The organism is Paraglaciecola hydrolytica (genome assembly GCF_001565895.1).
Classification (GTDB): domain Bacteria; phylum Pseudomonadota; class Gammaproteobacteria; order Enterobacterales; family Alteromonadaceae; genus Paraglaciecola; species Paraglaciecola hydrolytica.
Genome location: NZ_LSNE01000009.1, coordinates 503,070 through 528,014 on the forward strand (window position 1 = coordinate 503,070; position 24,945 = coordinate 528,014).

The window sequence follows — 24,945 nt, forward strand, 5'->3', positions numbered from 1 at the left end:
GTGTCGCGCAGCGATAATCTTTTAGTCTTTTAAAAAGCCAGCGCACATCGTCTGTTGTGCTTAGGTCACCTGCCTATTAATCAAGGCCTGATGGGTATGTACCAGCTTTTGGGTATATTCTTCTTTTGGCCAGTTAAAAATAACCTCGGTTTTACCGGCTTCAATTATTTTCCCGCCTTTCATCACTATAATCTTGTCGCTGATGTGCCGTACTATGCCGAGGTTATGAGAAATAAAAATAAAACCTAGGCCCAAGTCGCGTTGAATATTCATCAACAAATTGACGATTTGTGAGCGTACTGAAGGATCTAAAGCCGCAAATGGTTCGTCAGCCACTAGCACTTGAGGATTGAGGATCAAGGCGCGAGCTAGGGCAACCCGTTGCCTTTGGCCGTCGGATAACATGTGGCGATAGAAAAACTGGTGCTCGGGCATCAAACCAACTTGCTGTAAGGTTTGTTCAATTTTTGCAGCACGTTGCAGTAGGTTTAGATCCGTATTGAGCCGCAGCGGCTCGTCGAGGATGCCACCCAGCGTAATTCCGGGGTTGAGTGATTCATTGCTGTTCTGAAAAATCATCCGCACATTAAAACAGCGCTGGCGCTGGTTAAATTTGGTTAATACATCGCCATTTAAGGAAATATGTCCACTGGCTGGTTTTTCTAAGCCAACCAGTAATTTTGCTAATAAAGATTTACCTGAGCCATTAGCACCGACTATAGCGAGGGTTTCACCTGCTTTGAGGCTAAAGTTAATCGGGCCCAATTCAAAATTTTTAGCGCTGCTAAATAACCTGGCTTTTTTGCGGCGATTAACAAAAGTTAAATTTTCTACATTGATTAAGTCGGTCATTTTTTATCCCAGTGCAGAGGGTAGTGGCAACTGTAATAGTGTTCATGCACACGTCTCACTGCTGGTACCACCACACATTCTTTGCGCGCCCTTGGGCAACGTGGACCAAGTCGGCAGCCAATGGGTAAGTGTTGTAAAGTAGGGATAGTGCCATCCAACGAACTTAAAGGTGACTTAGGTGGTAATTCTTTACGAAAGCTTGGAGCGCTGTCGAGTAGGGCCTGAGTGTAAGGATGCAGGGCACGTTTTCTTAGCTGTAACATCTTGCCGCTTTCGACGGTCTGGCCACAATAAAGCACAGTCATGTAGTGCGCCATACTGGAAATCGCTAATAAATCATGGCTGACAAACAAAACGCTGAGTTTACGGACTTGGTTTACACGGCTGAGTAACTTAAGGATCTGGGATTTTGCGGTGACTTCCATACCACGGGTAGGATCATCGGCAATTATCAGTTTAGGCTCGGACACCAAGGCCATTGCAATCATAAATTTTTGGCAAACATCGTTAGCGATTTGATGAGGGTAACTTTGCATGCAAAGTTTATGATCTTTAATGCCGACTTTGTGGATCAACTCAATCGCAATTTTTTCACGTTCGGCAGCCCGTTGCCAAAACCAAAAGCTTTCTAGTCGATAGGTCGGAACAAGCTCTTTAATTTGTTCTCCCAATGTTAACAATGGGTCGAGGGAGTTTTTAGGATTTTGAAAAATCACTGAAATATCGTTGCGTATGACTTTACGACGTTCGCTGGCTGACATGGTTAATAAGTCTTGTCCACGCCACGTCATGCGGTCGGCGGTTACTCTCCAGCGATCTGGTAGCGCACCGACTATGGCTTTGACGATAATACTTTTACCTGAGCCAGACTCACCTACTAAAGCGTGAATTTGCCCTTCATTAATGACCAGATTGATCTTATCTAAAGCTTTAACCCAACCACTGGCGAGGTCAATTTCGAGGGTAAGGTTTTTGATATCAAGCAAACTCATTAATGTATTAACCTGCTTCTAAGTGCTGATCTGAGCCCATCACCGACTAAATTAATGGATAACATCATTAAAAAGATCGCGCCACCGGGCAAGGCTATGCTCCAGGGGGCGATATAAGCTACTTCAATGCCTTCTGATAACATGGTGCCCAGTTCTGGTGAAGGTGCTTGTGCTCCTAAATTTAAAAACCCCAGAGCACTGATATCCAGTATCGAAATAGACAAAGCGAGCGCGCCTTGGACCACTAGAATTTCGCCCATATTAGGTAAGATTGAGCGGGTAACTAATTGAAAAGGAGTCGCCCCATCCAGTTTGGCCGCCATGACGTATTCTTTTTTGCGCTCTTGGCGCACAAAATCACGCGTTTGATGGATAAACTGCGGGATTAAGGCTAGTGCAATAGCCCACATGCTGTTGATTAGGCCAGTACCCAGGATGGCAATAATAATAATCGCAATCAGTAGAGTAGGGATGGCCATCATTGAATCTAAAATGTGATTCATCACACTAGAACGTACTCCACGGCTCATACCTGCTACGGCGCCAAGAGTAACACCAACAAACATAGCAACGAGTACCAAAATAATGCTAATGCCAAAGGTCATACGGCAGCCATACATGACTCTAGATAACAAATCTCTACCTAAGGCGTCGGTGCCAAAAACGTTGACAATACCGCCATTGGCCTCCCAAGCAGGAGGAATTAAAATGGCATCGGTTTTTTGCATCAAGGGATCAAAAGGCGCAAATATCGGGCACAATAAAATAATAAACAGAAAAAACATAAAGCAGCATAAACCACCCACAGCCAAATGATTTTCTTTAAATTCCAACCATGTATGTTGCAGGGGGGAAGGATGGAATTCTTCTTGATATAGCTTAAATCGCGACACGTTCCACCTTACTCTTTTTAGGGTCGACTAATCTGATCAGTAAATCTATGCTCATGGTAAATAACACCACTAAAGTTGAAACGGCCAACATGCCCACTCGGATCGCAGGATAATCTCGTTGATATATTGCCTGAATTAACCAGTTGCCAATACCTGGCCATGAAAAGATCACTTCAACTATCATGGCGTTGGTCAGCAAAGTCGTAAATTGCAAGGCAATCAACGGGAGAATTGGCATTAGCGCGTTTTTAATTCCGTGCCTAAATAATATCTGCCAGGGGGTGAGTCCACGGGCTAAGGCCGCCAGTATGTAATCGCTGTTCATGGTTTCAATAACTGAACGGCGTGTGATCCTTAATATAATAGTCGTGGTAAACGCAGCAATAGAGAGGGTGGGTAAAATCAAATGTCTGAGGGCGTCTATGAGTATGGCCGATTTGTTTTCAAGATCTGACCACATTATATCTAACAAGATAAAACCACTTATTCTAGGAACCTCGTATAACAAACTGAGTCGCCCAGATAAGGGAAACCAGCCTAGCTGCAAACAAAATCCCAATATCATTAACATGGCTAACCAAAATACCGGGATGGAATAGCCGAGAACACTTAAAGATAAAAGCGCGTAATCAGTGGTTTTGCGGTGCCTAAGACCGGCAATAAATCCCAGCGGTAATCCGATAAACATCGACAAGATCAGCGCATAGGTACTTAACTCAATGCTAGCGGGTAGGGTGCGGGCAATTTCGGAAGCCAAAGGCAAGCCTGAACTGAAACTTAGGCCCCAATTACCATCAAATAATTCAGCCAAATAATACCAATACTGGACTAGAAAGTTATTGTCCAGATGATAAAGTTGCCCTAAGGCCTCTAGTTGTTGTTCATTGCCACGCACCACCCCAGTCAAATTAGCCAGTGGCTCTCCGGGGAACATATAAGCCAGTAAAAATGAAAAGAAACTCAGTACTAGCAAAGTTAAGACAACTAAATTAGCAAAACGCAGAATCACTTTTAACATTAGTTTTTTGTCACCCCCGCCAATTGCACACCACCATAGGGATTGATTTCAAAACCTTTAACATTTTCGCGATAGGCCTGATATTTTGAGGCATGTGCGATAGGAATGAGCGGCAACTGTTCGGCGATCAAGGCATTCGCTTTATAATAAAAATATTGCCTGTCTTCGATTTGGGTAAAGTGCAAGGCTTGGTCGATTAAACTGTCATACTCAGGTGAGCACCACATCGCACGATTGGTACCAGATTTTATTGCTGCACAGGATAACAAGGGACGATAGAAATTATCGGGATCACCATTATCCGCAGACCAACCTATTAACACTGAATCATGGTCGCCTTGTTTGAGTTTTTCTCTAAAGGTTGACCACTCATAACTAATAATATTCACCTTTACCCCTACGGCTTGCAGATAACCTTGAATGAGTTCGGCCATTTTAATGGCGTTGGGGTTGTAGGCTCTTTCTACTGGCATTGCCCAAACATTCATAGTAAAGCCTGCTTCTATGCCATTTTCTTGGAGTAACTTTTTGGCGGCAGAAGGGTTGTAACTTAGGTTTTTTTGTTCAGCCTGAAACGCCCAAGACGTAGGAGGCACAATATTTTTAGCCACTATAGCGCTGTCAAAATAGATAGCTTCGATTAAGGCATTTTTATCAATGGCCAATGATAAGGCGCGTCTCACTTCTGGTTTATTAAAAGGAGGTTTAGACGTATTAAATGCCCAAAAACCAACATTTAAACCGGGTTTTTCATCTAGCACTAATCCTTTTGATTGGCGGATTATTTCTAACTCACTGTGTGCCGGCAAACCCATGGCATCACATTCTCCGGTAATCAGTTTAGCTAAACGTAAAGAGCTAGATGACGTGATATCAAATATAAGATTTTCAGTCTGGATGGATTCGCCCCAATACTTGTCATGTTTTTGGTAGCGGATAAAACTATCCTGGCGAAAATTCACAAATTTAAACGGTCCTGTGCCAATAGGTTGGCTATCAATTTTGGATTTTAGCTGTTTAATTTCTAGTTGGTCGGCATATTCTTTGGATAAAATCACCGCAAAATCTGTGGCTAAATTAGCTAAAAATGAACTCTGCGAATGGTGTAAAACGATTTCTATGCGATAGCCATTAATACGATTAATACTGGCTATGAGTTTGTCTAAACCCAGACTATCTGCATAAGGATAAGTGCCACCCGCGACCATATGAAAGGGATGATCTTTTAAACGCCAGCGATCAAAGCTAAAAATAACATCATCTGCGTTCAGTGCTCTGCTTGGTACAAAGTAGTTAGTTTGGTGAAATTCGACATTTTTACGTAGCTGAAAGGTATATTTCAAACCATCGTCACTGATAGTCCAACTGGTGGCTAAACTCGGGATAACGTTACCATTTTGTGGATCGAAATCGAGTAAACGGTCGTATATTTGATGAGAAGATGCATCCACTGTGGTGCCTGAGGTATCTAACTGTGGATTGAAATTGGTTGGGCTACCTTCAGAACAATAAATAATACCCGTGGTTTGATTGGTTGAGGTGAGTAATACATCACAGCCAAACAATCCCAACGTAAATAAAACACAGAAGGCCTGTTTTCCTCGTTTATGCAAAGAATAAAGCACCGGAGATTTAATCATCATCCTCATCTGCATTTTCGAGGAGATTGTACTTTTTCAAATAACCGCGTAGTTGATGATAAGTTAAACCAAGTTTGTCGGCGGTTTTTTTCTGATTAAACTGGCTATCAGCTAAGGCTTTATTAATAAGGTCGATTTCAAAATTTTGCGAGAGCTCTTTAAGATCTACCGGAAACTCGACTACAGCTTCTGGCTTCACTTTGATTTTGTCGTTATCTTTAGGTATCTCATTTATTACTGTTGGTGGCGCTGTCTGGGCAATTGGCGCGGAGATCCTATCCTGAGTTTTAATGCGTCCTTTGGGTCTAAATGCCGACTCAAAAGGATCAAGTACAATTTGATGTACTGGCAAGTTAGGGTTGTTGCTACGATATACCGCTCGTTCAACCACGTTTTTCAATTCACGAATATTACCTGGCCAGTGGTAGTCGAGTAATATGCGTTTAGCTTTTTCGGTAAAACCACTAAACAATTCCATCTCTAATTCACGGGCCATATTGATCGCAAAGTTTTCGGCTAACATCAAAATGTCGTCTTTGCGCTCGCGTAACGGAGGGAGGGTAATAACATCAAAAGCTAAGCGGTCGAGCAAATCCGCGCGAAACTCACCTGAATCTGCCAGTGCGGGTAAATCTTCATTGGTAGCGGCAACTAAACGCACATCTACCTTGATGCTACGTGAACCACCCACACGTTCAAATTCACCGTATTCTATGACTCGAAGTAATTTTTCTTGGATCATGCCAGAGGTGTTAGCGAGTTCATCCAGAAACAAGGTACCGTTATGGGCCGTTTCAAAACGACCTTCACGTCTTTTAGCTGCACCGGTAAAGGCGCCAGCCTCATAACCAAAGAGTTCGCTTTCTAATAGGTTTTCATTTAAGGCGGCACAATTTAACTTTAAATAGGTTTGTTCCCAACGTTTTGACAAGAAGTGCAAACGCGCTGCGACGAGCTCTTTGCCGGTTCCCCGTTCACCAATAATCAGTACTGGTTTATTTAACGGCGCAATTTGCGAAATTTGCTCAAGGACTTCTAAAAAACTGTTAGATTGACCTAATAAATTATCTTGTTGGCGAAACCGGCTCATCAATACCCTTAAAAAGTGGTCTATTTAGCTAATTTGTAGTGTAGATTCTAACGATTGTAGATTGCACTATTGTTATTGTAAATATTTTTTGTTTAAAATCAGTTAGTTAGTTTATGTAAAAGATTGGCCTATATATTGAATATGTATTGAATAAGTAAGTTCATCTACTAGTTTAATTAACTAACATTGACATAAAGAGGTAATAGTTATGGGTATCTTCTCTCGTTTCACCGATATAGTGAACTCAAATATTAACGCCATTTTGGATAAGGCTGAAGATCCAGAAAAAATGGTTAGATTAATCATTCAAGAAATGGAAGACACGTTGGTTGAAGTGCGTTCTGCTTCTGCTAAAACTTTGGCGAATAAAAAGGAAATCAGTACACAGATTAATAAATTGCAAAACGAAGCCTTGGATTGGAAAGCTAAGGCAGAATTGGCCATTAGTAAAGACCGTGAAGACTTAGCTCGTGCTGCGTTGCAGGAAAAGAAAAAGTGTGATGACCACGCTAACGTGCTAATTAATGAATTAAAGCTGGTTGATGAGCAAATTTCTAAGTTGCAAAACGAAGTAGGGCAACTGCAGGATAAATTGGCCGATGCTAAGACTCGTCAAAAAGCGATTATTTTACGTCAGAAAACGGTGAGTTCACGTCTTGAAGTTAAAAAGACGCTGGATAGCACTAAAGTTGACGCCGCTATGGGCCGTTTCGAGCAATACGAGCGCAAAATTGATGATTTAGAGTCAATGGTTGATGCCTATGATTTAGGTAAAAAGACCTTAGCCGATGAGTTTGCTGAACTTGAATCTGATCAGGATATTGATAATGAATTAGCCGCACTGAAGAAAAAAGTGCAAGGTAAACCAGCGGCAGCTAAAAAGTAAGTCTAGGGACGATAAGGAGATAAATTGTGGAAGACACTATAGGCATTATCGTAGCACCCATAGTCATTTTTTTGATATTTGTAGCGCCGATTTGGTTGATTTTACACTACCGTAGTAAAAAACAAATGAATCAGGGATTAACTCAGGATGAGTACGCTACTTTGCAGGACTTGGCTGATCGAGCTGAAAAAATGGCTGATCGCATCAATACCCTGGAATCGATTTTGGATGCAGAAGCACCCCAGTGGAGAAACAAAGTATGATCACTAAAAAAGACTTGTACCGCGATCCCGATAAAGGAAAAATTGCTGGTGTATGTGCTGGATTAGCTGAATACTTTGGCATGGAGTTATGGTTGGTCAGGATTTTGGTGGTCTCTGCTTTTTTCCTGTCAGCCGGTACCTTTATTTTTGTCGCTTACATTGCAGCTTGGTTTATTTTAGATAAAAAGCCTGGCTCAAAAGGCAGTACTACCCCTTTTAATCCTCAGCGCAGTGCCACTAAACCACGAGGTAAAGGTTGGCATAATGAGCTTGAAGACGAAGAAAAGGTCGTGGTTAAATCAAAAGTATGGCAAGCGGGTGAACCACCCAAACAGGCATTTTTTGATATTCAACAACGCTTTGCAAAAAATGAGTCACGTTTAAGAAAGGTTGAAACTTATGTGACTTCATCGGAATATCAACTTAATCGTGAAATCAGCCGTTTGTAAGCAAACAAACAAAGACCAACGAGGCTGCATCTTGTAACTGTTGGTTTTTGTTTTTAATGTTTGCGCAATCTGACCTACTCCGCGCAACTAACAATATAGAGAATCATGGCAACAGCGAATTCAGTACAATTCATTACCAAGCTCACGCAAAAAACCAAATTAGCTGGTGCACGGCTGGCTGATAAACATATTAATCTGGCGGTGACGGGTTTGAGTCAAAGTGGCAAAACGGCTTTTATTACCTCTTTAATGAATCAACTGTTGGAAGTGAATGAAAATGCCCAACTACCATTTTTTTCAACTCATCGTGAAGCACGGATCATCGGTGTTAAACGTAGTGCGCAGATGGATGTTACAACTAGTCGTTTTGCCTATGAAGATGCCATTGAGGGCCTAAGTAAATATCCTGCGAGTTGGCCACAATCAACGCGAGGTATTTCTCAAGTTAGATTATTGATCCGTTACAAAAAGAAATCGGGTATCGGCAAGTGGTTAAGTGAAGACGGCTGTTTAACCTTGGATATTACCGATTATCCTGGCGAATGGTTGTTAGATCTTCCTTTATTAGACATGGATTTTTCTACCTGGTGTGAGCATAGTGCAAAAGAAATGCGCGAAACAAAACGCTTGGAGTTATCCAATCAAGTTCGTACGCAAATTGATAAGCTAGATCTAAATGGGCCGAGTGACGAGAGCCTCTTGCAAAAAATTGCTGAAAACTATGCCGATTATCTTAAACAATGCCAACTTGCTGGTTTTCAATTATTACAACCCGGCCGCTTTTTATTGCCCGGTGAACTAGCTGGCGCACCCGTATTGCATTTTTTTCCGGTCTCACAATCTCAACTAAATATGCAAAACGTTGATTTAAACAAGTTGCACAAAGGCAGCAATATTGCCTTATTGGTTGAACGGTTTGAGCAGTATAAACAGCGAGTCATCCAGCCTTTTTATCAGCAACATTTTAAACGTTTTGATCGGCAAATTATTTTAGTGGACTGTCTTGGCGCCTTAAACCGTGGTTATCATAGTTACCATGATTTACAAAAAGCGCTGACGTGGTTGATGGGCAGTTTTGCTTATGGCTCGTCAAATATTCTCAAACGTTTGTTTAAACCTAAAATTGATAAACTTATTTTTGCTGCTAGTAAAGCTGACCATATTACCCCTGACCAGCAAAGCAACTTGGTAAAGTTACTGGATTCAATGTTAAGGGATGCGCGTAAACAACTCCAGTTTGAAGGCGTAGTAACAGAATCGACCTTGATTGCAGCCATCAAAGCGTCCAAACACGGTAGGACAAAAATAGATGGTGAAGATATTGCTGTGGTGCAAGGTGTGACTGCCGACGGCCAAAATTTGACGCTGTTTCCAGGTGAGGTGCCAATGCAATGTCCGTTGCCGCAGTTTTGGGATAAACAGAAATTTGCATTTCCACAGTTTGCCGCCCCACAACTTAAGGCGGGTGATGCACTGCCACATATTCGCATGGATCAGGTTATTGATTTTATGCTGGCGGATAAACTGCAATGAACAATGATAAAACTAATAGAAGTGATTCGGGGCAACTACATCAAGATGTTGCTCAGTTGAAACCCTCACGTATTGTGGCATCAGTACCTGTGAGTGAGGCAATATGCACCGACACCATGCAAACAGAAGTTCGTGAGCCACAGATAGTGACTAATCAAAGTGAAATATCATTTTCGACTGACGATAGTAATGAGTTAAAAAGCGTTGCTGAGGATGTGGTGGCACGGCCTAAAAAAGCTAAGAAATGGTGGGTATTACTCATTTTGTTGGTTGTGGGCCTTAGTTTTGCGGAAGTTATCTTAGCAATCTCAGCGGTGATCAATACCGATGATTGGTTGGGGGCAGGGTGGTTAGTGGTGTTGTTTATGGCCATTACCACAGTGCTAACCGTAGTTGTAAAAGAAATCCGTTCGTTAAAACGCTTAAAGTTACAAACAGAGACACGTCAGCACTCTATTGACTTATTTAATACGCCGGCGATTGGCTTGGGGCAAGAGCACTGCGCCGCCATTGGCAAACAGCTACCCAAGCAATACCAGCACCTAGTTGAAGGATGGCAAAACAAGCTAGAAAGCCATTACACCAATAACGAGGTATTGAGTTTATTTGAATTGAAAGTACTTAGTCCCATCGACAAGTTGGCTTTAAATAATATTGCTAAACATTCATCTGCCGCTGGTGTGATGATAGCTGTAAGTCCTTTTGCCTTGTTAGATATGTTGATAGTTTTGTGGAGAAATATTGTCATGATCAATCAGTTAAGCCGTTTTTATGGGGTGAGACTTGGTTACTGGGGGCGAATTGCCCTGATTAAAAAAATATTCCGCAGTATGTTGTATGCAGGGGCCGCAGAAATATTAAGTGACGCAGGCAACTATGCCTTAGGTGTTGGCTTAACTGGAAAAATTTCCAGCCGTGTCGCTCAAGGACTGGGTGCCGGGGTATTAACCAGCAGAATTGGTTTGCAAGCATTGAACGAATGCCGCCCCATGCCTTGGCTTGCGACTAAAAAGCCGGGACTATCAACGATGAGTAACAAACTGCTCGAAGACCTCACTAAATTCATCAAATAATACGTTTACATCCCTTATTCTGCCTGATGGCTCTCGTTTATGTAACCTAAACTTTACATGATTTTAACTTACGCAAATGGCTAGCCCACTGTCGATTTATTTCTGAGTCAGTAGACTAGTCATATAGATTTTTGCAGTTAAAGAATTATGTCAAAACATACTAAGTATATCTCTAATCAAGCGGATCAAGATGGCACCATTCATTGGTCAACAACTGAAAATGCTACATGGCGCGCATTAGTTAAAAAACAATTAAGTCTTTTACCTGGACGAGCTTGTGATGAATATTTAAACGGGCTTAAGTTGCTGGATTTAACCTCGGGTAATATACCGCAACTCAGGGATATCAATGGGGTACTTAAACACTGCACCGGATGGCAGGTAACTCAAGTGCCATCCTTAATCAATTTTGACCGTTTTTTTAACTTGTTAGCCAATAAAGAGTTTCCGGTGGCCACTTTTATTCGTTCACCAGACGAATTCGAATATCTACAAGAGCCTGATATTTTTCACGAAATTTTTGGTCATTGTCCTTTATTAACTAATCCGGCTTTTGCCCACTTTACGCACACTTATGGTTTATTGGGCCAGCAAGCCAGTAAAGAAGACAGGGCTTATTTAGCGCGTTTGTACTGGTTTACTGTTGAGTTTGGTTTACTTAAAACTCCTACTGGTGTGCGAATTTACGGTGGCGGCATATTGTCCTCGCCTGGCGAAACTATTCATGCACTGGATACGCAAGCCTGTGAGCATTTTAATATGCAAGTTATTGAAGCCCTGCGCACTCCTTATCGTATTGATATTATGCAACCCGTCTATTATTTGCTGGATTCATTTGAGCAGTTATTTGAAATCGCGGATCTAGATTTAATGGCATTAGTTCAGCAAGCCAAAGCCTTAGGCTTGCATCCCCCCAAATACGAGGCCAAACAATCACTGGCGAGTTGATTAACAATTTATCTATAAACTTCTGTCTTAGCGGCCCATTTTGTAATAAAATCTTTACAAGTAGTCTGTGTTGGCTCTTCAACACAGAGCGCGTTTTTTAGTTGTTCCTCTGAGAGAAAATCAATGCGTTTAGAAATTAGTTGCCAAGACAGACTCGGTATTACTCAAGATGTACTGGATATTTTAGTCAGCCATGAGATTGATCTACGTGGTATTGAAATTGACGAAGTGGGCAAAATTTATCTAAATTTTCCGACCATGAAATTTGCCGATTTTCAGCATCTAATGCCTAAAATTCGCAAAATTGCAGGCATAGAAGATGTTAAAACCACTGCATTTATGCCCATTGAACGGGAACAAAACCAGCTTAAAGCCTTATTAAAAACCTTGCCCGATCCAGTTTTTTCGGTCGATCCTAAAGGGCGTATTGTATTGGTTAATAACGTGGTGCTGAGTTATTTAGAAAAATCTAAACATGAAGTGATTGGCTGCGAGATTGGCGATTTAATTAAAGGCTTTAATATTAGTCGTTGGTTAGAAAGTAAAAATATTAGCGCTCAGGCACAAAAAATCCGCTTTTTAGAACAAGACTATCTGGCCGACGTATTGCCAGTCATGATCCCCGATGCTGATGGCACGAATATAGTGGCCGGAGCTGTGATCATGCTTAAGTCCGAACTACGTTTAGGCCAGCAATTAACCGTGTTTCATCAAGCCAGCCCTGACAGTTTTATCTCTATACAAGCTCAGAGTAAGATCATGAAAAAAGTCATTCATGATGCTAAGCGTATGGCAGAGTTAGACGGACCTATTATTATTTTTGGCGAAACGGGTACGGGTAAAGAGCTTATTGCCAAGGCGTGTCATGAAGCTAGCCGTCGTTGCCAAGGACAGTTTTTGGTACTCAGTTGTGGCTCGTTGCCCGACAATGTTGCCGAAACAGAATTGTTTGGTTATGCCCCAGGCTCGTTTGGTCAAACAGAGGGTAAAGCGGGTTTATTAGAATTGGCTAAGGGTGGTAGTTTATTTCTAGATGAAGTGGCTGAAATGTCGGAGCAGTTGCAAGTTAAGTTGCTACGAGTTTTACAAAACGGCAGTTATAGACGAGTTGGAGATACCCAAGAAAAAGAAGTGGATGTACGCATTATTTGCACCACACAGAAAGATCTAGGCAAATTGGTGCAACAAGGTGTGTTTAGAGAAGACTTATATTACCGACTTAATGTGTTGAGCTTAATCTTGCCACCTTTGCGTGAGCGTAAATTAGATATTTTGCCCTTGGCCGAACGTTTTTTAAAACTGCACAGTGCCAAACTCGGTAGACGTGCGCCTAAACTAACTAAAAATTGCAGTGATTATCTGCAATCTTATCCTTGGCCAGGAAATGTCAGGCAACTCGAAAATGCGCTTTATCGAGCGGTATCCTTACTTGAAGGTAATGAGTTAGATCAAGAACATATTCGAGTACCCAGCGGCGCAAGTGTCAGTAGTTTTGTTGCAGAAGAATTTAACGGCAATTTGGACGAAGAAGTAAAACGTTATGAAAAAGACATACTTGCTCGTCTTTATCCAAGCTTTCCAAGTACTCGCCAATTGGCGAAAAAGTTAGGTTTAAGCCATACCGCAGTAGCAAATAAACTACGTGAATACGGCATTAATAAACACAGTGTAAATCTTTAAATACACGTTTGTATTGATTTGAAGACGAGCGTTTTGGCATTTACCCGACCTTAGCGCCTGATTAAAATTAATATTTGTGATTTTGTACATAAAACCTGACAAAGTAATCACTTAGTTTGTTTTTTAACCACTTCACCTGCACTTCAATTTAGCCTAGTTATGCTGTCTATTAAGTACTGTATTGGACTTAACCGAGAGCTAACATGGCTGATAATCATTTAATTAATCCTTTAAAAACTGATGGCTTTGAATTCGTAGAATATACTGCTGCGGATGACAAAGGTATCGCCCAATTGAAGCAACTGTTTCAATCCCTTGGTTTTGCAGAAGTAGCTCAACACCGTTCTAAAAGGGTGTGGTTGTTTAAACAAGGTGACATCAATTTTATTGTCAATGCTGAACCTTCTTCACAGGCTGAAGAGTTTGCCCGCCTTCGAGGTCCTAGTGTGTGTGGGATGGCCTTTAGAGTAGAAGATGCCGCCCATGCTTTAAAACATGCTGTCAAAAATGGGGCAAAACAGTTTGTTGGTAACTTAGGCGCAATGGAACTCAATATCCCTGCAATTTATGGTATCGGTGAAAGTACCTTGTATTTTGTTGATCGTTACGGCGATGAATCGATCTATGAAGTGGACTTTAGATTTTACCCAGACTGGCAACAGTTAATGCTCAAAAAAGATATGGGACTTTGCTCCCTTGATCACCTTACTCATAACGTTAAACGTGGCAACATGGCTGTGTGGGCCAACTTTTATGAGCGATTAGGCAACTTTCGCGAAATTCGCTACTTTGATATAGAAGGTAAACTGACTGGTTTAGTCAGTAAAGCGATGACTTCTCCTTGCGGTAAAATCAGGATCCCAATTAATGAATCCTCGGATGATAAGTCACAGATTGAAGAGTTTATTCGTGAATATAATGGTGAAGGGATCCAACATATCGCCCTATCAAGCGAAGATATTTATCAAACCGTACGTGATTTGAAAAAGGGTGGTGTGAAGTTTTTACATACTCCAGATACCTATTACGCCAATGTGAACAAACGTGTAGAAGGCCACACTGAAGATTTAAGCGAGTTGCAGGAGCTTAAAATACTGATAGATGGCGCGCCTATGAAGGACGGTATTTTGTTGCAAATATTCACTGATACCGTTATCGGCCCGATATTTTTTGAGATCATTCAACGTAAGGGCAATGAAGGCTTTGGTGAAGGAAATTTTAAAGCCTTATTTGAGTCGATTGAACAAGATCAAATTGAGCGTGGTGTGCTCAGCGATGTAACGGTAAAAACTGAAGCAAAAGACAGTGCAAGCAACCTTACAAAAAATGGAGCAAAACTGGATGCGTAAGTGGATTAGTTTCCCTAAGCAGCAAGGTATCAACTCGCGTCAGGCTCATGTTGACCTACCAAAACAAGGTATTTATGAGCGTGAAATTGGTCGTAGTGGTTTTTTTGGGCCAGCGACTCATATGCATCACACTCACGCTCCAACGGGCTGGAGTGATTGGCAGGGCGATCTCAAACCTCGCGCCTTTGATTTAAATAATCTAATTGGCAGTAAACATAATCCGCAAACCGCCAGTCCATGGTCGGCCCCCCTTATATTGTTTAACGAACACTGTAAATATCGTCTGTGGCACTGTACAGAAAACATGCAGAAGCTGGCACGCAATGCTGATGGCGATGATCTGTTTTTTATCCATTCAGGTAGTGCCGAACTTTTCTGTGACTATGGCCATTTGAGTGTGGTTGAGGGGGATTATGTGGTTATTCCTCGCGCTACTATGTGGCGTCTTGAACCCACTAGCCCTTTGCAGATTTTAATGATTGAGGCCACTAACGATAGTTTTCAGTTGCCTGAAAAAGGTTTAGTGGGAGGCCACGCTATTTTTGATCCCGCTATGCTGGATACACCATTAATCAACGAGCAATTTAAACAGCAACAAAGCGAAGAAAGCTGGCAGGTTGAGGTTAAACGGCATAATCAGGTCTCGACTATTACCTATCCTTTTAATCCTCTGGATGCCATTGGCTGGCATGGCGATCTTAGTGTGGTGCGCATCAACTGGCGGGATATTCGCCCTTTAATGAGCCATCGTTATCACTTACCACCATCGGCTCACACAACCTTTGTGGCAAATCGTTTTGTGATCTGTACCTTTGTGCCTCGTCCAATAGAAAGTGATCCTGAGGCATTAAAAGTGCCGTTTTATCATAATAACGATGATTACGACGAAGTGCTGTTCTATCACCAAGGTAATTTTTTCAGTCGTGACAATATTGAGCAGGGTATGGTGACTTTTCATCCCGCAGGTTTTACCCATGGCCCACATCCCAAGGCCTTTGCTGCGAGCAATACTAGTCCCAAAACCTTTACCGATGAAGTTGCGGTGATGTTAGATACCCGAGATGCATTAAAGATCGGCGAAGCGGCTACGTTGGTCGAAAACATCAATTACGTGAACAGTTGGAAAACGGCTTAAACCCGAGACACTGTTCGATTCATCCTGACATGAAGAATATATAATGAAACTAGCGACCAAAAAAAATACCAGCAAAGATGGGCAACTAGTTGTTGTCAGCAAAGATTTGAGCCGGGCAATAGCTGTTGCACATATTGCCGCGACACTGCAACAAGCCTTAGATGAGTGGGACGTTAAAGCGCCACTTTTACACGAGGTTTACTTAGCTCTTTGTGCCGATACGTTGCCAGAAAGTTTTGCCTTTGAGCCAGCCCAATGCCATTCACCCTTGCCAAGGGCTTTTCAATGGGCGGATGGTAGTGCTTACGTCAATCATGTTGAGCTGGTGCGTAAGGCTAGAGGGGCAGAAATGCCAGAAAGTTTTTGGACTGAACCCTTGATGTATCAGGGCGGTTCGGATGACTTTCTTGGTCCACAAGACGATATTGTATTTGCTCAAGATAATTGGGGCATCGACTTTGAGGGCGAAGTTGCAGTAGTGACCAGTGATGTGCCAATGGGTACCAGTAGTGCGGATGCGGGTAAGCATATTCGTTTGTTGATGTTAGTTAATGATGTATCGCTTAGAGGATTGATCCCAGCTGAATTAGCCAAGGGTTTTGGTTTTTTTCAATCTAAACCATCTTCTGCTTTTTCACCCCTTGCTGTCACGCCTGATGAACTAGGTGATAATTGGCGCGAACACAAAGTACATCTACCCCTGGTTTCTCATTACAACCAAACATTGTTTGGAAAACCAAATGCCGGACAAGACATGACTTTTGATTTTTCGCAGTTAGTTGCCCATGCCGCTAAAACTCGTAATCTTGGTAGTGGCACTATTATTGGCTCAGGCACGGTATCAAACAAACAAGGTACTGGTTGGGGCAGTTCGATAGCTGATGGCGGAGTGGGTTACTCTTGTATCGCCGAACTACGTATGATCGAAACGATCCGCGATGGGCAAGCCTCAACTCCTTTTATGGCATTTGGTGACATTATTAAAATCGAAATGTTGGATGAAAATGGGCTGAGTATTTTTGGTGCCATCGAGCAACAAGTAAGTAAGTTATAAATTTCGCTGTCGGGAGAGCTCATGGAAATGCGTTTATATGGTTACTGGCGTTCTTCGGCGACTTATCGGGTTAGGATCGCGCTTAATCTGAAACAACTTCACTATAGCTATGTACCTGTGCATTTAGTTAAAGAAGGTGGTGGCCAGCATTTAGCTGAGTATCAAAAGCTTAATCCAGCTGAATTGGTGCCTACATTGGTTGAGGAAGACGGCAATGTAATTAATCAAAGTTTGGCGATCATCGAATATTTGGATGAAGTATATCCAGAGCTTGTAAGCTTTTTACCTGTGAGTCCTCTGGCAAAAGCTAAAGTACGAACACTCGTTCATGATATTGCTTGTGATATTCAGCCTCTGGCTAACTTACGAGTATTACAGTATTTGAATACGACTTTACAGTGCTCTGATAGTCAGCAAAAAAACTGGTCGAAGCACTGGATAGAAACAGGGCTAAAAGGTATCGAACAGCGCCTGCAAAGTAGCGCAGGGCGATATTGTTTTGGCAATGAAGTTAGTTTGGCTGATATTTACTTGGTGCCGCAGGTGTATAATGCGCTTCGTTTTTCGCTTGATTTGGATAACTATCCTTTGATCCAACTTATCTACTTGAACTGCAACCAGTTAGCCGCATTTATTGCGGCCAAACCAGAAAACCAGCCAGATGCAGAATAGTTGCTAAGTCAGCTCGTTGTATCAATTGTCTTTACTAAGGGTAGATTACAAATTTTTGATCGGTAGAGCTGTGGTGTTTTTGACCTGTTTAAGTGCGAAAGTAGAGCTTAAATGATCAACTAAGGGTAAATGGGTTAATTTAGATTTCAATAAATGTTCGTATTCTTCAATACTTTCGACAATGACTTTTAGCAGGTAGTCTTTTTCACCGCTGGTGGTATGGCATTCCACAATTGCTTCGATATTCTGGACAGCCTTCTCGAAATCATTTAATGACTCACCATCATGATTTTTAAGAGTGACATAAATAAACACTGAAACGCCAAGATTGAGCTTTTTGTTATCTAATAAAGTCACTTTTTGTAGAATGATTTTTTCTGCTTCAAGACGTTTTACTCGACGCCAACATGGCGTATGGGATAAGCCAACTTTTTGGCTTAAATCAGCCATGGAAATGGTGGCGTCTTTTTGCAGTACTCGCAGTATTTCCCGATCAAATTTATCTAACTTTACCTTACTCATATTTACTTTTAGTTATGTGAGATGTTTCAACTAGCATGCTTAAACTTTTCATCTTTTTCAAGCAGGATTTTGAGGATGTTTGTCCTATTAAACCCTTACATGTAACGATTTATTTGCAGTTTTCTTGATTGCACCAGTTAACTTGGAAAAGTACTGCCTATGTGAATTGCTATATCATCGCCACCTATTCAGTATTATTAACCAGAGAAGCGTTATGTCAGTTTTTCAACACATAGAGTTTGATAACCATGAGCACCTTGCTTTTTGTCACGACAAAGAAAGCGGATTAAAGGCAATTATTGCCATCCACAATACTAATCTTGGTGCGTCACTGGGTGGTTGCAGAATGTGGCCCTATGTATCCGACGATGAAGCGCTCAATGACGTATTACGTTTATCCAAAGGCATGACCTACAAAGCGGCAATGGCAGGTTTAAATCAAGGTGGCGGTAAAGCCGTTATTATTGGTGATCCGCGAAAAATTAAAACCATAGGACTGATGCGGGCTATGGGGCGTTTTGTGGATAGCCTTGGCGGAAAATATATCAGTGCGGAAGATTCAGGTATGTCGGTGACGGACCTAAAAATAATGGCCGAACATTCCAGCCATATTGCCGGTATTGAGGCTAAATATCATGTGTTTGGTGAGCATGCGGATGGAAATCCAGCTCCATCCACTGCTTATGGTGTATTTGTTGGATTGAAATCGACTGTTGAGTTTGCGTTAAATAAAGATTTAACAGGGATAAAAGTTGCGATTCAGGGCTTAGGTCATGTTGGTTTGCGCTTGGTGGAGCATTTATATAAGGCCGGCGCAACGTCGTATGTAACGGATATTTATCCAGAGAATGTCGACAAGGCTGTATCACAGTTTGGGGCGATAGCCGTTAAACCTGAAGACATTTATGATGTTGATGCCGATGTATTTGCTCCCTGTGCTATGGGCGCTATTTTAAATCCCCTTACTATTGCTCGTTTAAAAGTAAAAGTTGTGGCTGGGGCTGCCAATAATCAGTTGGCCACAGAAGATTGTGGTCAATTATTAAAAGATAAACATATTCTTTATGCTCCAGACTACGTTATTAATGCAGGTGGTATTATTGATATTTACCATCAAAAGATCCCTAGTTCTCACGAAGCAATGCGGGCCCACCTAGAACGGATAAGTACAACTCTGACTGAAGTATATGTACGTGCTGAAGAATTAAATTTAGCGACTAATGTCGTTGCTAACCAGATTGCTGAAGAACGCTTTAATAAAAAAGCCTAAGCGAAATAAAATCGAAAAAGTGGGTTGCACTTCAACATACCTTTGTAGATAATGCGCCCCCTTCGAAACTTGTATCAAAAATTGCAAAGTTCGAAGGTTTCTATGGTGACCTTTCGGTCCCCTCGCAATGATAGTTTGTGAACCCGGTCAGGCCTGGAAGGGAGCAGCCGCAGCAAAGGACTCATGTGCCGAGGTGTGGCTGAAGGGTTGCCACCCAATTTTACCTATCTTTTAAATTATTTAAGCATCGGTCTTAGGTTTGTTATCTAAATAACTCATACCATGTTTAACAGCGTTAATAGCGTTCATTTCCATCTGCTTTTTTTCGCTTTGCGGTAAATAAAACGACATATCCACTTCATACCTAATGTACCTTGGTGGTATCTGATTAAGCGCTAAACAGCATAGGTCTGCTAAATAGTCTTCTGTCTGGCTTTTATTTAACCCCAAGCGTTCAATCTGCTCTAAGACTAAATGTTCGTAATAATTATGAATATCATCATCAAGTTTCATAAACAGCCTTCAATTTTTTTAAAGTTATTAAGTTAACAATTGATTAGACAACAAGGTCTTGAATTAACATAGATGTTGTTTGTTAATAAACACAGTATGGGAAATCTTTAAGTTGAAAAGTATATAAACAGTTTTACCATTTTGATCTTAACATTTTTAAAACAATGTAAACAATAATGTCCAATTAAAAAACAATAACTAAAAACTTTCAGTACTAACCCAATATTTAAGCACTCTAGCAGTTGACCCTAAACCTAATTATTGTTTACTATCAGCTGTGAGGCTCACTACCTTATTCCATAAAAGTCGTTAAAACGACTAAACATTCACACTATAAACTTAGTGGTCCAGGGAGACATACATGTTTACAAACTCAAAATTGACAAAGTCGATCAGATTAGCGATGGCGTTTGGTGCAGTATCTGCATTTGCGTCAGGAGCTGTTGTAGCACAAGAAACTGCTGAACCAGATGATAAAGCGGTTGAGAAAATTTCAATCACTGGTTCTCGTATCAAATCTCAAAACTATGAAAGCGCGAGCCCAGTTTCGATTACATCTGATGTGGAAATCAAACTTTCTGGTTTTACCCGTATTGAAGATTTGTTGAATACATTGCCACAAATCGAAGCTGGCCAAACTTCATTTATCGTTAACGGTGCCTCTGGTACAGCTAACCTTGACTTACGTGGTTTAGGCCCAACACGTACATTAGTTTTAATAAATGGTCGTCGTTTACCTTCTGGTGGTGTTTATTCACAATCTCCAGACATCAACCAAATTCCTGCCGCACTAGTTAAGCGTGTTGAAGTATTAACGGGTGGCGGTTCATCTACTTACGGTGCTGATGCCGTAGCCGGTGTTGTTAACTTTGTAATGGATGATGATTTCGAAGGTTTCGAAATGACATTCGGTGCGTCTGGTTACCAACACGATAACAGCAATAAATATATCCAAGGTTTAATGGATGCTCGTAGCTTCGAATACCCTGACGGAAACAGCGATATTGACGGTAAAGCGTACAATTTCGATATTACTATTGGTGGCGATTTTGCAGATGGTAAAGGCCATGCAGTTGCCTATGGTACTTGGCGTCGTAATGACGAGCTTCGTCAGGCATCTCGTGACTATTCATCTTGTGCATTAAATGCTGGTGGTACAGCTTGTGGTGGTTCTGGTAATGCGGTTATTCCTAACTTCTATATCGGTGATATCGATCCAGCAACGGGTGTTCAAGATGATTATGAGTTTTGGACTTTAGATTCAAACAGCAACTTTATCCCATCAGTTGGTAACTCATACAACTATGCACCCATTAACCACTTTATGCGTCCTGATGAACGTTATTCATTAGGTGCTTTTGTTAATTATGAAATTAATGACCATGTCCGTCCTTATTTTGAAGTGATGTACATGCGTGACCGCACTGCAGCGCAAATCGCAGAGTCTGGAACATTCTTCTCACAGCAGTATGATATTGATGTGAACTCGCCATTAATTAACGATGCACAACGTGCACAGTTAATGAACCGTTTTGGTCTAGGACTGGATGATCAGTTCTCAGTTTATATCGGTAAACGTAATACAGAAGGTGGTGCGCGCGCATCTGTGTTAGAACATAATACTTTCCGTGTAGTATTAGGTACTGAAGGTGATATCAACGATAACTGGTCATACGATGCATCATTATTGTATGGTTCAAGCTCATCTTCTGCAGCTTATATCAATGACTTTTTCGGTCCTCGAATTGAAACTGCTTTAGATGTAGATGCTTGTGCTGCAACGTCTGGTTGTGTGCCTTATGAAGTATTTACTTATGAAGGCATTACTAATGCTGCTGCAAGTACTTTAACTGGTGTGGCAATCCTTAATGGTGTTGCTAGCGAAACAGTATTAAACGCTTATGTAACGGGTGAAACTGACTTTACTGTGCCTAGTGCTAATGACCCAATCGCTGTGGTATTTGGTTATGAATATCGCAAATCAGAATTTGACCGTCTTGCTGATGAGGTGTTTGCTCAAGGTCTGTTATTAGGCCAAGGTGGTACGACTACCAGTATTAAAGGTGGTTTCAGTGTAAATGAAATTTTCGCCGAAGCTAAAGTACCGCTTATTCAAGGTAAGTCAGGTGCTGAAGACTTAAGTTTAGACTTGGGATATCGTTATTCTGACTACGATACTTCTGGTGCGGTATCTACTTATAAGATAGGTGCTAACTATGCCCCTATTGAAGAGTTAAAAATTCGTGGTAGTTATAACCGTGCTGTACGTGCGCCTAACGTTGGTGACTTGTTTAGTCCACAAAGTACTGGTTTATGGGGTGGTACAGACCCATGTGGCGGTATCATCGCCGACGGCCAAATGCCTGCATTAACCGCTGCACAGTGTGCTAATACTGGTGTAAGTGCCTCTCAATATGGCACTATCGGTTTGAGCCCAGCTAGCCAATATAATGGTTTGTTTGGTGGTAACCCTAATCTAAGCCCTGAAATTGCTGATACTTATACTTTTGGTGTGGTTGCTTTACCAATCGAAGACTTACAATTCTCAGTTGATTTCTGGGATATCAAACTTGAAGATGTAATCGGTGCTGTTGGTGCACAGTTAACAGTTGAACAATGTGGTATCACTGGAAATGCTGCGTTCTGTGATAACATTGTTCGTGCTGCATCTGGTAGCTTATGGCGTGGAGCTGACGGTTATGTACAAGCTACTAATATCAACTTAGCTAGCCGTCATTGGCAGGGCTGGGATGTTACAGGTAACTACGAAGTAGAATTAGGTGAAGGTACGTTAACAGCTAAGTTTGTTGGTACATTAATGACCAAAAAAGAGTATGAACCTCTTCCAGGTGATGCGTCTTCAACTTATGATTGTGTTGATGAAGTCAGTGTAGATTGTTTTGCTCAACCAGAATGGCGTCATAGCTTAAATGTTTCTTATACCACAGGTGACTGGTGGACTGTTGATGCTAAATGGCGTTATTACGGTCAAGTTAGTTACAATGCTACAGCTGATACATTGTTAGTAGCTGATGGCGGTATCAAAGCTCAGAGCTACCTTGATTTAAAAGCAAGCTTTGACGTAACTGAGAATTTGTTTCTATTAGTCGGTATGAATAACGTGTTAGATAAAGAACCACCTATGGTAGGTAGTACTATTTCTAGTAACGCGAATACTGTTGCTGGTTACTACGACACATTAGGTCGTTACTTGCATGCAAGCGTAACAGTTAGATATTAATATTTAACAAAAAAATATAAAACAGCGGGCTTGCCCGCTGTTTTTTTATATGAAATTCAGAAACTATTCAAAGAGATGCTTTTGAACACATTTAATAATTAAAATAATGATAGTTAGTCAGCAATTAAAACACATTGAGTTATTAATTAACCAACGAGAGTTAGTTGTCGCAGAGCAACTTTGCCTGACGTTGCAACAAGATCACCCTAAACATAGACACTTGTTACAATTGCTCGCTCATATTTACCTACAAACTAGTCGAACTGAGTTAGCAATTGATGCATTAAATGAATGTTTTTTGTTAGACAGTTCCAATCGAAAAATATGTGATTACCTTGCCAATTTATATGGGCAAATCAAAGATTTCAAAAAAGCTAGTTGGTGCTACCGCCAATATTTACAACATACACCTAATGATGCTGATGCGTTGTATAACTACGCTTTTAATTTGCGTCATGCAGGAGAATTCGAGGCTTCAGTCCTTAATTACAAACTTGCATTAGACGCAAAAATTACTCAGCCAGAAGAAGTTATGCTCAATATGGCAGTGATATATTCTGATCACCTCAGAAATGAAAACGAAGCAAAAAACATGTTACAAGCTGCACTACACATTAACCCGAGTTATGTGCCGGCAATATTTAACTTGGCGAACCTATATGAGCAAGCGGGCGATAAAAATAACGCAGACCGGCAGTTTAAAAAAATATTAAATATTCAGCCAGATCATTATGAAGCTTTAGCTAGACTGGCAGACTTACAGACGTTTAGCAAAGTAAGCGATCCGTTAATTGTACGTATGCAAGAAGTGCTTTCTAGTGAAGTCTTGAACTTATCAAGCAAAATAGACTTAATGTATGCTTTGGGTAAAGCCTTAAATGATTGTGGTGCATATACTCAGGCTTTTGAGTGTTATCAACACGCAAATCAATTAAATAGCCGTGAACAAACTCCCTATCAACCCACAGTGTTTGCCGCTCAAGTGGAACGTATTAAACAGTACTTTTCAATGGAATGGTTTAGTTCTAGGCATTCTGATAGCGATTACCAGCCAGTATTTATCTGTGGTATGTTTCGTTCTGGTTCAACCTTAATTGAACAGATTTTGGCTGGCCATGCTTCAATAAAACCCGGCGGTGAACTCGAGTTTTTTGTCAGAAAGGTAGCCAACGAAATATCACCTTTTCCTGAAAAAATGCAGACATTAACGCAACAATATAGTAATGAAATTGCGCAAGAATATATCGCGTATATAACTCAGCGTTTTTCTGAACAAGGATTAGTTACGGATAAAAGAGCCGATAACTTTCTATATGTAGGATTAATTTTAAGCCTGTTTCCAAACGCTAAAATCATCTTTACAGAACGTCATCCTTTAGATAATTGTTTGTCTGTGTATTTTCAGCGTTTGGGACAATCGATGAACTATGCAACAGATCTCAGTCATATCAGTCACTATTATACTCAACAAAAAGAACTGATGATGCATTGGAAAAACCTGTTCCCAGCATCAGTATTTATATGTAATTACGATGATTTAGTCAGAGAGCCTGAAGCCAATATACGTTCCTTGCTGACCTTTTTAGGGCTTGAGTGGTCAACTGATTGCCTTAATTTTTACCGTTTAGATAACAATGTAAAAACAGCAAGTGTGTGGCAAGTCAGACAACCTTTATATTCATCTTCATCTGGTCGCTGGCACAATTTTAAAAGCAATATTCCCGATTTAATAAAGTTCTTTGACGTTTAGTTAATTTTATTCCTTTGTTAAACCGGCTTTTTTTAGTTTGCTGACTAATGGGGATAACTGTTGTTCGTAATGACGCCATTTATTGACTGAACTCGTATAAATTGGCTCCCGAATTTTTGCTG

The 24,945-nt window shown here is 41.1% G+C and carries 22 protein-coding genes and 1 other RNA gene; 15 read left to right on the top strand and 8 right to left on the bottom strand.

Annotated elements, in window-relative coordinates:
• Window positions 1-60 precede the first annotated feature (60 nt).
• From AX660_RS17995 to pspF, 6 genes are read right to left on the bottom strand one after another with little or no spacing between them, the layout of a single operon-like run.
• Window positions 61-852 (bottom strand): ATP-binding cassette domain-containing protein, encoded by a 792-nt coding sequence (locus tag AX660_RS17995; RefSeq protein WP_068379842.1) that lies wholly within the window; start codon window positions 850-852, stop codon window positions 61-63.
• A complete protein-coding gene (locus AX660_RS18000; protein ID WP_068379845.1) occupies window positions 849-1,844 on the bottom strand; it encodes a peptide ABC transporter ATP-binding protein in 996 nt (331 codons plus the stop codon). The genes AX660_RS17995 and AX660_RS18000 overlap by 4 nt, the downstream gene beginning before the upstream one ends.
• Complete coding sequence (locus tag AX660_RS18005; RefSeq protein ID WP_068379848.1) at window positions 1,844-2,737, bottom strand: ABC transporter permease subunit; 894 nt, start codon at window positions 2,735-2,737, stop codon at window positions 1,844-1,846. Before AX660_RS18005 ends, AX660_RS18000 begins: the two co-directional genes overlap by 1 nt.
• A complete protein-coding gene (locus AX660_RS18010) occupies window positions 2,724-3,755 on the bottom strand; it encodes an ABC transporter permease (protein WP_068379851.1) in 1,032 nt (343 codons plus the stop codon). The genes AX660_RS18005 and AX660_RS18010 overlap by 14 nt, the downstream gene beginning before the upstream one ends.
• Complete coding sequence (locus AX660_RS18015; protein WP_235594777.1) at window positions 3,755-5,398, bottom strand: ABC transporter substrate-binding protein; 1,644 nt, start codon at window positions 5,396-5,398, stop codon at window positions 3,755-3,757. Before AX660_RS18015 ends, AX660_RS18010 begins: the two co-directional genes overlap by 1 nt.
• The gene (gene pspF, locus AX660_RS18020; protein WP_068379853.1) at window positions 5,388-6,485 is read right to left on the bottom strand and encodes a phage shock protein operon transcriptional activator; all 1,098 of its coding nucleotides are present in this window, start codon (window positions 6,483-6,485) and stop codon (window positions 5,388-5,390) included. The genes AX660_RS18015 and pspF overlap by 11 nt, the downstream gene beginning before the upstream one ends.
• Before the next feature lie 208 nt (window positions 6,486-6,693).
• Between pspF and pspA the strand changes: the two genes are divergently transcribed.
• The 11 genes from pspA (at window position 6,694) to maiA (ending at window position 17,527) form a co-directional block, all read left to right on the top strand.
• Complete coding sequence (pspA, locus tag AX660_RS18025; protein WP_068379856.1) at window positions 6,694-7,371, top strand: phage shock protein PspA; 678 nt, start codon at window positions 6,694-6,696, stop codon at window positions 7,369-7,371.
• Between the two features lie 26 nt (window positions 7,372-7,397).
• Entirely contained in the window at window positions 7,398-7,634 is a 237-nt protein-coding gene (pspB, locus tag AX660_RS18030) for an envelope stress response membrane protein PspB (protein WP_068379859.1), read from the top strand.
• Window positions 7,631-8,083 (top strand): envelope stress response membrane protein PspC, encoded by a 453-nt coding sequence (gene pspC / locus AX660_RS18035; RefSeq protein WP_068379862.1) that lies wholly within the window; start codon window positions 7,631-7,633, stop codon window positions 8,081-8,083. The genes pspB and pspC overlap by 4 nt, the downstream gene beginning before the upstream one ends.
• A gap of 105 nt (window positions 8,084-8,188) precedes the next feature.
• Window positions 8,189-9,616, top strand: coding sequence for a YcjX family GTP-binding protein (locus AX660_RS18040; RefSeq protein WP_068379866.1), 1,428 nt, complete (start codon window positions 8,189-8,191; stop codon window positions 9,614-9,616).
• Complete coding sequence (locus AX660_RS18045) at window positions 9,613-10,689, top strand: YcjF family protein (protein ID WP_068379868.1); 1,077 nt, start codon at window positions 9,613-9,615, stop codon at window positions 10,687-10,689. Before AX660_RS18040 ends, AX660_RS18045 begins: the two co-directional genes overlap by 4 nt.
• A 147-nt stretch (window positions 10,690-10,836) precedes the next feature.
• Window positions 10,837-11,637 carry a phenylalanine 4-monooxygenase gene (gene phhA, locus AX660_RS18050; RefSeq protein WP_068379871.1) on the top strand — a complete coding sequence of 267 codons (801 nt, stop codon included), beginning with the start codon at window positions 10,837-10,839 and terminating at the stop codon, window positions 11,635-11,637.
• Window positions 11,638-11,760: 123 nt separating this feature from the next.
• Window positions 11,761-13,317 (top strand): transcriptional regulator TyrR, encoded by a 1,557-nt coding sequence (gene tyrR, locus AX660_RS18055; protein WP_068379874.1) that lies wholly within the window; start codon window positions 11,761-11,763, stop codon window positions 13,315-13,317.
• A 203-nt stretch (window positions 13,318-13,520) separates the two neighbouring features.
• Window positions 13,521-14,666: a 4-hydroxyphenylpyruvate dioxygenase gene (gene hppD / locus AX660_RS18060; protein WP_068379877.1), complete on the top strand. Its 1,146-nt coding sequence runs from the start codon at window positions 13,521-13,523 to the stop codon at window positions 14,664-14,666.
• Window positions 14,659-15,801, top strand: coding sequence for a homogentisate 1,2-dioxygenase (locus AX660_RS18065; RefSeq protein WP_068380058.1), 1,143 nt, complete (start codon window positions 14,659-14,661; stop codon window positions 15,799-15,801). The genes hppD and AX660_RS18065 overlap by 8 nt, the downstream gene beginning before the upstream one ends.
• Window positions 15,802-15,844: 43 nt before the next feature.
• Window positions 15,845-16,855: a fumarylacetoacetate hydrolase family protein gene (locus AX660_RS18070; protein ID WP_068379881.1), complete on the top strand. Its 1,011-nt coding sequence runs from the start codon at window positions 15,845-15,847 to the stop codon at window positions 16,853-16,855.
• Between the two features lie 21 nt (window positions 16,856-16,876).
• Window positions 16,877-17,527 carry a maleylacetoacetate isomerase gene (gene maiA, locus AX660_RS18075; protein WP_201027468.1) on the top strand — a complete coding sequence of 217 codons (651 nt, stop codon included), beginning with the start codon at window positions 16,877-16,879 and terminating at the stop codon, window positions 17,525-17,527.
• A 45-nt stretch (window positions 17,528-17,572) separates the two neighbouring features.
• On the opposite strand, the gene AX660_RS18080 is transcribed toward maiA, so the two are convergent.
• Window positions 17,573-18,049, bottom strand: coding sequence for an Lrp/AsnC family transcriptional regulator (locus tag AX660_RS18080; RefSeq protein ID WP_068379884.1), 477 nt, complete (start codon window positions 18,047-18,049; stop codon window positions 17,573-17,575).
• A gap of 214 nt (window positions 18,050-18,263) precedes the next feature.
• On the opposite strand from AX660_RS18080, the gene AX660_RS18085 reads away from it, so the two are divergent.
• Complete coding sequence (locus tag AX660_RS18085; protein WP_068379887.1) at window positions 18,264-19,319, top strand: Glu/Leu/Phe/Val dehydrogenase dimerization domain-containing protein; 1,056 nt, start codon at window positions 18,264-18,266, stop codon at window positions 19,317-19,319.
• Between the two features lie 111 nt (window positions 19,320-19,430).
• Window positions 19,431-19,527, top strand: an RNA gene (gene ffs, locus AX660_RS18090) — signal recognition particle sRNA small type.
• 32 nt (window positions 19,528-19,559) lie between these two features.
• On the opposite strand, the gene AX660_RS18095 is transcribed toward ffs, so the two are convergent.
• Window positions 19,560-19,832, bottom strand: coding sequence for a late competence development ComFB family protein (locus tag AX660_RS18095; protein ID WP_068379890.1), 273 nt, complete (start codon window positions 19,830-19,832; stop codon window positions 19,560-19,562).
• A 361-nt stretch (window positions 19,833-20,193) separates the two neighbouring features.
• Between AX660_RS18095 and AX660_RS18100 the strand changes: the two genes are divergently transcribed.
• Complete coding sequence (locus AX660_RS18100) at window positions 20,194-23,073, top strand: TonB-dependent receptor domain-containing protein (RefSeq protein WP_068379893.1); 2,880 nt, start codon at window positions 20,194-20,196, stop codon at window positions 23,071-23,073.
• A gap of 106 nt (window positions 23,074-23,179) precedes the next feature.
• Window positions 23,180-24,823 carry a tetratricopeptide repeat-containing sulfotransferase family protein gene (locus AX660_RS18105; protein WP_068379896.1) on the top strand — a complete coding sequence of 548 codons (1,644 nt, stop codon included), beginning with the start codon at window positions 23,180-23,182 and terminating at the stop codon, window positions 24,821-24,823.
• Window positions 24,824-24,945: the final 122 nt, after the last annotated feature.